General features: G+C 68.0%; 11 protein-coding genes and 1 pseudogene. 4 read left to right on the plus strand and 8 right to left on the minus strand.

The window, feature by feature from the left end:
* Positions 1 to 338, plus strand: a pseudogene (locus E1295_RS44245) (hypothetical protein); the annotation flags it as partial.
* Positions 339 to 359: 21 nt separating this feature from the next.
* Entirely contained in the window at positions 360 to 1058 is a 699-nt protein-coding gene (locus E1295_RS44250) for a DUF2786 domain-containing protein (protein ID WP_132640753.1), read from the plus strand.
* A 175-nt stretch (positions 1059 to 1233) separates the two neighbouring features.
* Here E1295_RS44250 and E1295_RS44255 read toward each other — a convergent pair whose 3' ends face one another.
* The 8 genes from E1295_RS44255 to pgm all read right to left on the minus strand — a co-directional run bounded on the left by E1295_RS44255 (position 1234) and on the right by pgm (position 10391).
* On the minus strand, positions 1234 to 1878 hold the full coding sequence (locus E1295_RS44255) for a response regulator (protein ID WP_132640755.1): 645 nt from the start codon (positions 1876 to 1878) through the stop codon (positions 1234 to 1236).
* A gap of 9 nt (positions 1879 to 1887) precedes the next feature.
* On the minus strand, positions 1888 to 3066 hold the full coding sequence (locus E1295_RS44260; RefSeq protein ID WP_132640757.1) for a sensor histidine kinase: 1179 nt from the start codon (positions 3064 to 3066) through the stop codon (positions 1888 to 1890).
* A 192-nt stretch (positions 3067 to 3258) separates the two neighbouring features.
* Positions 3259 to 3657 (minus strand): PPOX class F420-dependent oxidoreductase, encoded by a 399-nt coding sequence (locus E1295_RS44265; protein ID WP_132640759.1) that lies wholly within the window; start codon positions 3655 to 3657, stop codon positions 3259 to 3261.
* 47 nt (positions 3658 to 3704) lie between these two features.
* Positions 3705 to 5684: an ABC transporter ATP-binding protein gene (locus E1295_RS44270; protein ID WP_246081132.1), complete on the minus strand. Its 1980-nt coding sequence runs from the start codon at positions 5682 to 5684 to the stop codon at positions 3705 to 3707.
* Positions 5685 to 5697: 13 nt separating this feature from the next.
* The gene (locus tag E1295_RS44275; protein ID WP_132640761.1) at positions 5698 to 6687 is read right to left on the minus strand and encodes an MvdC/MvdD family ATP grasp protein; all 990 of its coding nucleotides are present in this window, start codon (positions 6685 to 6687) and stop codon (positions 5698 to 5700) included.
* A gap of 2 nt (positions 6688 to 6689) precedes the next feature.
* Positions 6690 to 7070: a hypothetical protein gene (locus E1295_RS44280; RefSeq protein WP_132640763.1), complete on the minus strand. Its 381-nt coding sequence runs from the start codon at positions 7068 to 7070 to the stop codon at positions 6690 to 6692.
* Between the two features lie 25 nt (positions 7071 to 7095).
* Positions 7096 to 8214 carry a cytochrome P450 gene (locus tag E1295_RS44285; protein ID WP_246081134.1) on the minus strand — a complete coding sequence of 373 codons (1119 nt, stop codon included), beginning with the start codon at positions 8212 to 8214 and terminating at the stop codon, positions 7096 to 7098.
* Between the two features lie 548 nt (positions 8215 to 8762).
* On the minus strand, positions 8763 to 10391 hold the full coding sequence (gene pgm / locus E1295_RS44290; RefSeq protein ID WP_132640767.1) for a phosphoglucomutase (alpha-D-glucose-1,6-bisphosphate-dependent): 1629 nt from the start codon (positions 10389 to 10391) through the stop codon (positions 8763 to 8765).
* A gap of 99 nt (positions 10392 to 10490) precedes the next feature.
* Between pgm and E1295_RS44295 the strand changes: the two genes are divergently transcribed.
* Positions 10491 to 11390, plus strand: coding sequence for a TIGR03564 family F420-dependent LLM class oxidoreductase (locus E1295_RS44295; protein ID WP_132640769.1), 900 nt, complete (start codon positions 10491 to 10493; stop codon positions 11388 to 11390).
* Between the two features lie 30 nt (positions 11391 to 11420).
* Positions 11421 to 12035: a glycoside hydrolase family 25 protein gene (locus E1295_RS44300; RefSeq protein WP_166427716.1), complete on the plus strand. Its 615-nt coding sequence runs from the start codon at positions 11421 to 11423 to the stop codon at positions 12033 to 12035.
* The last annotated feature ends 66 nt before the right edge of the window (positions 12036 to 12101 follow it).

Raw genomic sequence — 12101 nt, forward strand, 5'->3', positions numbered from 1 at the left:
CGCCCGCGCTGGCCGAGCTCGTGGAGGACGAGGACGAGGACGTCGAGGTCCTCGACGCCACCCCGCAGGTGGTCAGCACCGCCGAGCGGGCCGCCCTGATGCGGGCCGCGCGCGAATACTGGGACCGGCAGATCTCCAAGGGCATCGTGCCGCGCACCGTCGACATCGCCCAGGAGATCGGCATCTCGCTGGCCACGGCGCGCGAGTATCGTGCCCTGTGGAAGCTGGAGCCGCAGGCACACGCCCTCATAGAGGCGCTGTACCACCAGCACGGCATCGTCGACACCGGCGCCTTCCCCGCCATCGGGGCCGACGGGAGGGTGCTGACCAAGTCCTGAGGCGTCGTTGGAGGAGCACCGTTGCGCGAGCGCACGCTGGAGCGCGTCAGGAAACTCCTGGCCAAGGCCGAACGCACCGACAACGAGCACGAGCGGGCGACGTTCATGGAGGCCGCGTCGGCGCTCATGGCCAGGCACGGCATCGACGCGCTGCCTCCAGCGGGCACCCGCCAGACGCCCGGCGACCGCATCGTCTCCCTGCCGAACCCGTGGGCGAGGGAGAAGGCCCGCCTCGTCAGCCTGGTCGCCCAGGCGGTCCGGTGCAGGCCCCTGCTCATCGGGCGCGGGGAGGGTGAGGGCGGGCAGCGGGTGCACGTGTTCGGCTTCGCCGCCGACCTCGAACGCGCCGACCTGCTGGCCACCTCGCTGCTGCTGCAGATGGCCTCGGGGCTCGCGCGGGTGCGGCCTCCGGAAGGGGTCACGGCCGTGCGGGCCTACCGGCGGTCGTGGCTGCTCGGGTTCACCGACGAGGTGTACCGCCTGCTCTGCGAGGCAGAGTCCCGCGCCGAGGCCGAGTCCTGCGGCACCGGGACCGCAGTCGTGCTGGCCGACCGCAGAGCCGAGGTGGAGCGCGCGGTGGCGACCCGCTACCCGGACATCCGGATGAGCGTGCCCAGGACGAGCGGCACCGGCTACCGCGACGGGGTCGCCGCCGGCCGCCGTGCGGACATCGGCCGCACCGGGATGAGCACCGCCACCGCCCCCGAGCTCACGTGCTGACACCTCCCACCGCTCGTTCGGGCTGACCGTCATCGTGCTGCAGCCGATCTACGGCCATCTGTCGGACCGCTTGGGGCGGTGCCGCGGGCGCGCAGCACCGGGTTCGCGGCCTCGCGCAAGCCGGGCGCGGCGGTGGCCGGGTTCTCGCCGCGGAGGTGATCTGACCTCGGCCGGTTCAGCGGGTGGGTCTGACCAGGCCGCTGTCGTAGGTCAGCGCGACCGCCTGGGCCCGGCTGGTCAGGCCCAGTTTGGCCATCACGCGGTTGAGATGGGTCTTGATTGTGCCCTCGCTCACCGACAGCCGTTCGGCAATCTCCTTGTTGGACAGGGCGTGCCCCACCAGGCGCAGCACCTCGGTCTCGCGGACGGTCAGGGCGTGGAGCGGCGCGGCGGGTGCGGCCGGGACGATGAACGCTTCGATCAAACGCCTGGTGACGTTGGGAGCCAGGAGCACGTCGCCCGCGGCGACGGCGTGGATGGCGGAGATGATCCGTTCTGGAGGGGTGTCCTTCAGGAGGAAGCCGCTGGCGCCCAGGCGCAACGCGTTGTAGATGTACTCGTCCAGGTTGAATGTGGTCAGGATGAGTACCTTAGGCGGCGGTCCTTCAGCCGCCAAGATGTGTTCCAGGGCGGTGATGCCGTCCATGCCGGGCATGCGGATGTCCATGAGGATTACCTCGGGCCTGAGCTCGGCGGCCATGCGTATGGCTTGTTCACCGTCGGCGGCCTCGCCCACCACGTTCAGCCCTGCGGCCCGCAGCAGTGAGGCTAGGCCGGCTCGGATCAGCACTTGATCGTCCACCACCATGACGTCGACCATCGCCCTGCCTCAGGTCAGTCGGCCCTCCTCAGACGGGAAGAGCGGGAAAGTCGCCAGTACGTCGAACCCTCCCCCCGGAGGCGATCCCGCATGGATCATTCCCTCGTAGAGGGTGACACGTTCCGTCATACCGATCAACCCATGTCCACAGGGTCGAGCGCCGGGTACCACCCCCGGGCCGTCGTCGGTAACACGCAGGTTCAGCGCGTCGGGCTCGTACGTCAGGCGGATGTCCACGTGCGCGGGCCCGGCGTGTTTGAGGACATTTGTCAGTGACTCCTGAACGATGCGGTAGGCGCACAGATCCAGTCCAGGAGGGAGCGTCCTCGGCTCCCCGTCGACGGTCAAGCGTATGGTGAGCCCGGCTGCGCGCATACGCTCGACCAGAGCGTCCAGGCTGCGCAGTCCGGGCATTGTCGTGTACGGCGTTTCGTCATCATGGTCGGGGGCCTCCGGGCGCAGGATCGACAGCAGACGCCGCACTTCGGCCAGCGCTTCGTGGCTGGCGTCGGCGATGACGCCCAGCGTGGTGTGCGCGGTGGCGGGGTCCGACAGGGCGACGTAACGGCCGAGCCCGGCCTGCACGGAAATGACTGACATGTGATGGGCGACGACGTCGTGTAACTCGCGGGCTATGCGTACGCGCTCGTAGACGACCGCCCTTCGAGCAGCGGCGTCGTGTTCCTCGGCAAGTTGCCTGCCGCGCTCGACCAGTAGTTGCACGACGATTCCCGTGCTGACCGACCAGACCGCCACGATGATCGACTGACCTAACGCCGACCACAGCGCCACACCGGGCTGGTTGGCCGAACTGTGGGTCCACTCGGCGATCACCAGCACTGCACCGACCCCGGTGGCCTTCCGGGAGGCATGCGCGGCCACGGAGTAAAGCGCCACCAGCGGCCCGATGCTGTTGAGCCCCATGTGGTAGCCCAGGAAGTGATACGTCAGCGACGCTCCCACCGAGACGACCAGGACCGTGAACGGGGCTCGCCTGCGCCATGTCAGCGGTGCGTTCACCAGCACGGTCAGTGTCATGGACAGGGGCGTGGGCGGGTGCCCCTTACCCTGCTCGAGAATCTCCCATGCCCAGCTGCCGACGACGAGCGCGGTCGCGAGCGCGCCGTCGAGCAGCCGGGAGTCCAGCGCGGACAACTGCCGGGCGAGGAGCGCGAGGCTTATGCGCAAGGCTCACCCTGGTGCCGCGACCGAGCAAGGGTCATGGGCCTGGCCTCCGGCGAAGAGATCCTCGTGACGCCACCATGCACTGTTGGGGCAACCGTTGCAACGGTCCCCTTCATAGGGGTCCCGCTCGTGGCCCGGGGGCGCAGGAGCGTGGCCGACGGGAGATCGGCCTGCTCGTTCGCCGCGCCACTGGGGTCAAGACAGATTCCAGACGTGCCAGGCGTCGATCTCGACCCGGGCGCTCACCCGCGGTCGCTCGCGGTCGCCGTACGGCACGCCCATGTAATGACGTGAGATACGGTCGATGTCCTCCAGCCCTTGATCATCTGTCAGGGACACCATGCGCCCTCGAAGACTGATGTGTCGGTACCAGCTGTCGGCATCCAGGACGGTCAGTGAGACCCGGGGGTCGGCACGCAGATGATCCAGCCGCTTGCGCTGGGCATCCATGCTGACCAGGAGCTTGCCGCTCTCCCACAGATACCAGGTGGCCACGGAGACGGGCGCGCCGTCCGGGCGGATCGTGCTGATCACGCAGGGGTTCGGCCGGGTGAGGGCTGAGACGAGGTGCTCGGGCAGAGCCGTGCGAGGCATGAGCGAGGAGGACCTTTCATCGGTGTCGGCGCGGGCGAAGGGTTACGTCACGGTGTGTACGCCTCGGCTTGGAGCTTGAACAGCGACGCGTAGAGGCCGCCGAGATCCATGAGCTCCGGGTGCGTCCCGCTCTCGGCCAGGCGTCCTCCGGCCAAGACGTAGATCCTGTCCGCCATGAGGACGCTGGTGAGCCGGTGAGTGATCAGGACGATGGCCTGCGGGGCGGCGGGATCGGTCTCGGCGAAGTGGCGGATGGAGTCGAAGAACGCGTGCTCGGCTCGCGGGTCGAGGGCGGAGGTGGGCTCGTCGCAGAGGAGGAGAGGGGCGCGGCGACAGAACCCGCGGGCTGCGGCCACTCGTTGCCACTGTCCCCCGCTGAGCTCGTGGCCCATCTTGAACCGTGGATCGAGCAGGGTGTCGTACCCTTCAGGCAGTTCCTCGATGGTGCGGTGGATTCCGGCGAGTTCGGCTGCGCCGATGACTGCATCGTCGTCGATGTCCACCCCGGCGGTGATGTTCTGCCGGGCGGTGAGCGGCCATGGAGTGTGATCTTGAGGGATCATCGCGATCTTCTGCCGTACTGCATCGCGGTCGAGCAAGGCCAGAGGGGCGCCATCCCATAGGACGGTGCCGGAGTCGGGTTCGTACAGACCAGCGATGATCTTCGCCAGCGTGGTCTTGCCCGAGCCGTTCTCGCCGACCAGGGCTATGACCTCGCCCTTTCCGATCTTGAGCGAGATGTCCCTCAGCGCGGCCCTCTCCGCACCGGGGTAGGTGAAGGAAACCTCGTGCACTTCGACACCGGCGAATTCCGGTGCCGGCAGGCCGAGGCGGTGTTGCGACGTACGGTGTTCGGCTTCTTTGCAGAAATCCAGGTAGTCGGAGAAGTAGAGGCCTTCGTCGTAGACGTCGTTCGCCGCGCCGACCAGCGCGGACAGCGACGACCTGCCCATGCGGATGGCCAGGACCGTTCCCCCGACGATCGCCAGTGGAACGGCTCCTGCCATGAGGAGCACACCCAGGGCGGCATAGACGAACGCGGCCACGACGCCGTTCGTCGCCTCTCCCGCGAACCGGGCGAGTGCCTGGCGACGGGCCAGATCGACGTGCGCGTTCTCGGACAGACGGGCGACGTCGTCGTACTGCTCGAGCAGAAAGTCCCGCATGCCGAAGGCGCGGATCTCCGGGGCCGGACGGCGGTCGGCCATGAGATCCGAGAGGATCCATTGCCGTCGCATGCTGGTCGACAGCTTGTAGATGACCTGGTACTGCATGCGAGCTGAGTGGGCTGTCGCCCAGCCGGCCGGCAGCACGCTGACCAGGAGCAGGGGGAGGAGGACCGGGTGAAGGACGGCCAGCGTGCCCGCTGCCGCGGCGATGCCCGCGGCTGACGTGATCAGCCCGACGCCTGCGTCCACCACCAACGCAGCTCCCCGTGCGCCGCGGCTGCGAGCTCGTTGCATGGCGTCGTAGAAGTCGGCGTCGTCCATCGCGCGGAGGGCGACGGCCGTGGTGAGTTCGAACAGGCGGCGCTCTGCCAGCCGGTCCACTCTCGGCTTGAGCCTGGACTGCGTCCACGCGGCAGTCGACTGCAGGAGCGAACGCGCGGTCAGGGCAGCGGCCACTCCGATCAATGCGGGCATGGCCGCGCGGAGCCTGTCCGGTGCGGGGCCGCCGGTGAGAAGGGCGTCAAGGACACCTGTGGTGGCCAGCAGCCCAACCGCGCCGAGGAGGCCCACGATCACATTGAGTCCGATGGTCGCGGCGGTGTCGGCGGGGGAGGCCTTCCACGCCAGCTTGAGGGCCGTCCTCACGAGGGCGGGCAGTCGCCTGACGATCGTGCGGAGCCTTGTCTGGGGCAGGGCCTCCTCGTGGTACCACAGAGAGTGGGGTGCGAGTTCCATCGCGCCGACGCTCTCCGGTGCTTCATGGCCCTGCGCGTCGTCGACTTCTTCTTCCTGTGGCGTGGCCGCAGCCTGCGAGGGTTCATGTGGCACGTTCGCTGCCTTCCTCTCTCCTCCGCACAAGCCGCCCGCAGTGCTAATCCGACACGCCGGACAGGTAGTCGGCCATGGCCGAGGCCAGGTTCAGGCCGGGTGTCTCATCGTCGAGCCAGGCGAACTGGCCGGCGGGGTTCACCTCCAGGAAGTAGTGTTCGCCGGTGCGATCGACCGCGACGTCGATCGCACCGTAGGCGAGCTCGAAGGTGTCCATCAGCCGTCTGAGCCGCTTCTCGATCTCGTCGGGGAGCGTGACCTGCGTGTATCGGCTGGTGCCTCGGAAGTTCCGGGAGTCGACGTGCGGCTCGCCATCGTCGTTCCTGTTGTCGACGCGGACGGCGAAGATCTTCTTGCCTATGACGGTGATCCGCAGTTCGTACGCCTTGTCGATCAGCTCCTGGAAAATGCACGGAGAATAGCGCACCCGGGGCAGGATGTCCGGCGGAATGTCGGGCAGGGCAGTGGTGAGCAGCCCTCGTGGCCAGCCGCCGGGCTGATGGAGGAGACCGCTGTTGAGCGCCTTGTAGACGATGGCCCCGCGACATTCGCGGTGAAAAGGGGGGACCTCTTCCGGGTCGTTGGTGATGAGTGTCTTGGGGATTCGCAGCCCTACCTCGCGCGCGACCTTCAGCTGCAGGGGCTTGTAGTGCGCCCGCAGCTCGAAGGCCGGAAGATTCATCCATCGTGCGGGAAGCGCGGTGAACACGCCGCCCATGGCATGGGCGCTTTCTTTGACCGCGAATTCCTGGTGAGCCTTCCCCAAGGAAGGGTCGGCGGTGAAGGGCGTCGGCCGGCGATACCAGACAGAGGTGACCTCTTCGAGGCGGAGTGATCGATGACCGTGCGTTGTGTCCACAAGTGTCGAGTGCCAGCCGGAGTCGGTGGACTTGTAGGTCAGCGTCGAATTCTGCGGGAAGTAGCTGGTGTCGTAGCGGAAAACCGCCACGTCGCGCTCGCTGAGAATTTTGACCACACTGTCGGCGGTGACATCGAATTCTTGGGTCAGGACGAGCACGATCGGGTCTGGCATTACTATTGCCACCCATCGTCGACGTTGTTGTCGAATCCCCAGAAGTAGCCACACGTTCCCCTGAAGCAGAACGTCAAGGCGGAGCGGATCTGCGTGGAGTCGTGTGAGCTCGACCAGACCTGGGCCTCGGGGTCGTAGTTGTGCCCCGTGATCTCGTCCTCCATCGAGTGGAACTGCGTGATCATGTCCACGTCGATGGTTCCGTCGAGTTCGAAGGCGTAGCCGAAGGGCTTCGAGTCGTCGGACACTTTGGCTCTCAGCTCGTCGGCCTCTCGGGTGTCCTTGAGCTCCTCCTCCAGATCGAGGAATGAGCGGGACGCTCCGAAGTTCTCCTTGATCAGCTCGCGGTCGAAGAAGTCGCCGAGGGTCGTGGTCGCTGACATGGTGTATTCCTCTCTGTTGTCCCGCTCATTGTGGGCGGGGAGCGTCGAAGGTGACAGGGAGCGAGGTCAGTCCTCTGGTGGCGCCGTTGTTCGCGTAGACGAGTTCCTCGGCGGGAACGGCCAGGCGCAATGTCGGTACGCGTCCGGCGAACTGCTGGACCATGACCTGCAATTGCATTCTGGCCAGACTTGCGCCCAGACAATGGTGATGGCCGTAACCGAAGGCCATGTGTGGATTGGGTGAGCGGTGAATGTCAAATGCGTCCGGATCGATAAAGCGACTCTCGTCGCGATTGGCGGAGGCGATGGACGGGACGACCGTCGCCCCCTTGGGAATGGTGCCGGAAGGCAGCGCGACGTCCTCGGTGGCGACACGAGGCTGTCCGCCCTCACCTGGAATATCCAGCCGGAGCAGTTCTTCCACGGCGGACGGCACCTGGGAGGGGTCGCTGAGCAGGCTGAACTGGTCCGGGTGGCGCAGGAGCGTGCATGCCGCTCTGGCCATCATGGCGACCGCGGTCCCGTGTCCCACTGTGACGATCGCGTAGATCAAGCCGTGCAGTTCCTCTTCGGTGAGTCTGCCTTCCTCCTCGCGCGCGTTCGCCAGGGTGCCGACCAGCCCTCGCACGGATCTGGCCGACCGTGCCTTCATGAGCAACGCGATCACATGTCTGTTGAACTCGCCGGCCTGCTTCATGCGTTCGACCAGAGTGAGTGAACTGGTGAACATGAAGCTGCCGAAGTGCCTGATGACATCTTCGCGGCCGTGGTCCGGCGTACCGAGAATGTCCAGAAGGAGGTGGGCGGAAAAAGGTGCGGCGAATGCCTCGATGAAGTCGGCCGGAGGCGCTGCCATATCGTCGATGAGATCGTTCGCGAGTCGGAGTGCGCGAGGACGAAGTTCTTCTATTCGGGCGGGCGTGAACAACCCGATGACGATGCGCCGCAAGCGCGTATGGTCCGGTGGATCCGTATTCATCAAAGAACCCACCATGCGCCGAGGTGCGCTACGGGCGAGCGCCAGTGGAGCGTCCGCATGCCCGAGTTGCAAGGCCTCGACGCTGAAGGAGGGACTGCCAAGCATGGCGCGGACGTCGTCGTAGCGGACGGCCAGTACCACCTCGTCCGTCGTGGGGAAGATCACGCGGCCCAAGGGGTCGTCCGTTTGACGCCTCCTGTGCTCTGGCGGAGGAGCACCGAAGGGGCCAGGTTCAAAGGGGAAGTTTCTGGGTCGACTCATGTGAGCTCGTCTCCTCGCTCGGCTGGACGGCTCCGCGGGCGATACGGCAGGCAAGCGCGACAGGCATGCCGACAAGCCTCGACGTGAACCCGGCTCCTCGAGAGCGCTAGCACTGAACGGGTTCGTCGCCGTCGGCCGTCGGACCAGACCGGCCCAGTTCGTTCACGTTGGCTTGCTTGCGAACTGCTACGTTCGTGACGATGAAATCACGGTGGCCTGAGGCCGTAGTCAATCGGAGGGGTGATTTCGGCGGTAAACTTTTGCAGCAGTCGCTGAGCCGTCTGCGACCGGCGGTATAGACGGTGTCAGTCGCCGGGCACGTGTGATGCGTTCGTTGACGGCAGCCGTCCCAGTGCGCCGATGAAATCGTGACGCGCCAGCCGCCGCTCGTCGGCTGAGCCGGGAGCTCCGGCCCCAGGAGTCACGGCGCCCGGGGCACTACGTTCCACTGTTCAGCCGAGGGCCGAGGTCACCAGGGAGCGGGCCTCCTCCTGCACCTTGGCCAGATGGTCGGGCCCGCGGAAGGACTCGGCGTAGATCTTGTAGACGTCCTCCGTGCCGGACGGGCGGGCCGCGAACCAGGCGCTCTCCGTCGCCACCTTCACCCCGCCGAGCGCCGCGCCGTTGCCGGGCGCCGACGTCTGCACCGCCGTGACCTGCTCGCCCGCCAGCGACGTGGCCGTCACCTGCTCGGCGGAGAGCCTGCCCAGCACGGCCTTCTCCTCGCGCGTCGCGGGAGCGTCCACGCGGGCGTACGCGGGCTCGCCGAAGCGCGCGACCAGTTCCCTGTAGTGCTCGCTCGGCGAGCGGCCGGTGACGGCGAGGATCTCGGAGGCCAGCAGCGCCAGGATGAGGCCGTCCTTGTCGGTCGACCAGACGGAGCCGTCGCGCCGCAGGAACGACGCCCCCGCGCTCTCCTCGCCGCCGAACCCGAGCGACCCGTCGAGCAGCCCCGGCACGAACCACTTGAAGCCGACCGGCACCTCGTAGAGCCGCCGCCCCAGGTCGTGCGCGACGCGGTCGATGACGCCGCTGCTGACCATGGTCTTGCCGACCCCGGCGCCGGCCGGCCAGCCGTCGCGGTGGGCGTAGAGGTAGGAGATGGCGACGGCGAGGTAGTGGTTGGGGTTCATGAGGCCGTCGGGCGTGACGATGCCGTGCCGGTCGGCGTCGGCGTCGTTGCCGGTGGAGATGTCGTACTTGTCCCGGTTGGCGATCAGCGACGCCATCGCATACGGCGACGAGCAGTCCATCCTGATCCTGCCGTCCCAGTCGAGCGTCATGAACCGCCACGTCGGATCGACCAGCGGGTTGATCACCGTCAGGTCGAGGCGGTGCCGCTCGGCGATCTCCCCCCAGTAGGCCACGCTCGCCCCGCCCAGCGGGTCGGCCCCGATGCGCACCCCGGCCGCCCTGATCGCGTCGAGGTCGAGCACGGACGGCAGGTCGTCGACGTACGTCCCGAGGAAGTCATAACGCCGCGCCACGCCCAGCGCCCTGGAGTAGGGGATGCGCCGCACGCCTTCCCTCCCCGAGGCGAGCAGCCGGTTGGCGCGGTCCTGGATCCACCGGGTGGCGTCGGTGTCGGCGGGACCGCCGTGCGGCGGGTTGTACTTGAACCCTCCGTCGCCCGGCGGGTTGTGCGACGGCGTGATCACCACGCCGTCGGCGAGCCCCGACGTGCGCCCCCGGTTGTGCCGCAGGATGGCGTGCGAGACCGCGGGGGTCGGCGTGTAGCCGTCGCGCGTGTCGATCAGCACCGCGACGTCGTTGGCCCCCAGCACCTCCAGCGCCGAGACCCGCGCGGGCTCCGACAGCGCGTGGGTGTCGATGCCGAGGAACAACGGCCCGTCCGTGCCCTGCGCGCGCCGGTATTCGCAGATGGCCTGGCTCGTCGCGACGATGTGGTCCTCGTTGAACGCCGTGTCGAACGCCGAGCCCCGGTGCCCCGAGGTGCCGAACGCCACCCGCTGCTCCACCTCGTCAGGGTCGGGGTGGAGGGCGTAGTAGGACGTCACCAGCCGGGCGACGTCGACGAGGTCGGCTGGTCGGGCGGGCTTTCCCGCGCGTTCGTGCGTCATGCTCGCCACTTTACAAACGTCGTCCGGCACGGCGGATGCCCCGCGCCGGGGGGTGGGGGGATACATTCGCATCAGTCACCAGAACGGAGTTCTGTTCCTATGCGATACGGCTTCTTCCTGTCCGAGCGAAACGTGGACGACCCCATCGGCGACCTGCGCGACCAGATCGCCGGCGCGGCGCGCGACGGCTTCACCTCGGCCTGGCTGTCCAACATCTTCGGCCTCGACGCCCTCACCGCCCTCGCCGTCGCCGGCAGCCAGGTGCCCGGCATCGAACTCGGCACCGCCGTCGTACCGACCTACCCGCGCCACCCGGCCGCGCTCGCCCAGCAGGCCATGACCGTCAACGCCGCGCTCGGCGGGCGCCTCGCCCTCGGCGTCGGCCTGTCGCACAAGGTCGTCATCGAGAACATGTACGGCTACAGCTTCGACCGGCCGGGCCGCCACATGAAGGAGTACCTCGACATCCTGATCCCGGCGAGCCGGGGCGAGCACGTCGCGTACGAGGGCGAGACGCTCAAGGCCGACATCCGGCTCGGCACCCCGGGCGCCGGGTTCCCCGTGCTGATCGCCGCGCTCGGCCCTCGCATGCTCAGGCTCGCGGGCACCGTGGCGGACGGCACCGTGCTCTGGATGACCGGCCCCAGGACCGTCGCCGAGCACATCGCGCCCACCATCAGGGCGGCCGCCGCCGAGGCCGGCCGTGAGCCGCCCAGGATCGTGTGCGCGCTGCCGATCTGCGTGACCGACGACCCCGCCGCCGCGGTGGCGCGCGCCGACGAGATCTTCGAGACGTACGGGCGGCTTCCGTCCTACCGTGCGATGCTCGACAAGGAGGGCGTGGACAGCCCGGGCGAGGTGGCGATCGTCGGCGACGAGGACACCGTGCTGGCCAAGCTCGACCAGCTCAAGGAGGCCGGGGTGACCGATTTCGTGGGCTCGGCGTACTCCGGCCGGGAACGTACCCTGAACCTGCTGATCGGCGCGGCGAAGGGCTGATCAGGAGACATCTCAATAAACTCCGACAAGGTGAAGCGCTTGCTCCTGGGCATAGATGTGTCGAACTGGCAGGGCACCGTCGACTGGGCCGACCACGCCGAAAACGGCGTGTCCTTCGCCTTCGCCAAGACCACCGAGGGTGGTGACTACGTCGACAAGTGGTTCGCGCGCAACTGGAACGGCATGCGGGAAAGCTGGATGGTCTGCGGCGCGTACCACTTCGCCCGGCCCAAGGGCGACCCCACCGAGCAGGCGCGGCACTTCCTGCGTACCGTCGAGAAGGCGGGCGGGCTGCGCCGCGGCGACCTCGTCGCGCTCGACCTCGAGACCAACGACGGCGCGCGCCCCGAGCGCGTGGCCCGCTTCGCGCGCCGCTGGTGCCACCACGTCGAGCGGCACGTCGGCGTGCGGCCGTTCATCTACACCTTCCACGCCTTCGCCAACGGCGGGCACTGCGCGGGCCTCGGCGAATATCCGCTGTGGATCGCGAGCCCGGCCAAGCCGCGCGGCCGGCCCGACGTGCCGCGCCCCTGGAGCGACTGGACCATCCACCAGTACTCCAACAGCCCGATCGACCGCAACGTCTTCCCCGGCACCCGCAAGGAGCTGACGAAGCTGGGCTACCGCCCGCGCCGGCGGCTCTGAACGGCCGCCCGAAGAAGGCATGGGCCCGGGCGAGGGTGTGGGTGCGGGCGGTAGCCCAGCTTCGTC

It is taken from the genome of Nonomuraea mesophila (assembly GCF_004352805.1).
GTDB lineage: Bacteria > Actinomycetota > Actinomycetes > Streptosporangiales > Streptosporangiaceae > Nonomuraea > Nonomuraea longispora.

Excerpts from the sequence above, each read along its gene's own strand:
- E1295_RS44255 (WP_132640755.1), bottom strand. The coding sequence starts at position 1,878 with ATGGTCGACGTCATGGTGGTGGACGATCAAGTGCTGATCCGAGCCGGC.
- E1295_RS44295 (WP_132640769.1), top strand. The coding sequence starts at position 10,491 with ATGCGATACGGCTTCTTCCTGTCCGAGCGAAACGTGGACGACCCCATC.
- E1295_RS44265 (WP_132640759.1), bottom strand. The coding sequence starts at position 3,657 with ATGCCTCGCACGGCTCTGCCCGAGCACCTCGTCTCAGCCCTCACCCGG.
- E1295_RS44280 (WP_132640763.1), bottom strand. The coding sequence starts at position 7,070 with ATGTCAGCGACCACGACCCTCGGCGACTTCTTCGACCGCGAGCTGATC.
- E1295_RS44275 (WP_132640761.1), bottom strand. The coding sequence starts at position 6,687 with ATGCCAGACCCGATCGTGCTCGTCCTGACCCAAGAATTCGATGTCACC.
- pgm (WP_132640767.1), bottom strand. The coding sequence starts at position 10,391 with ATGACGCACGAACGCGCGGGAAAGCCCGCCCGACCAGCCGACCTCGTC.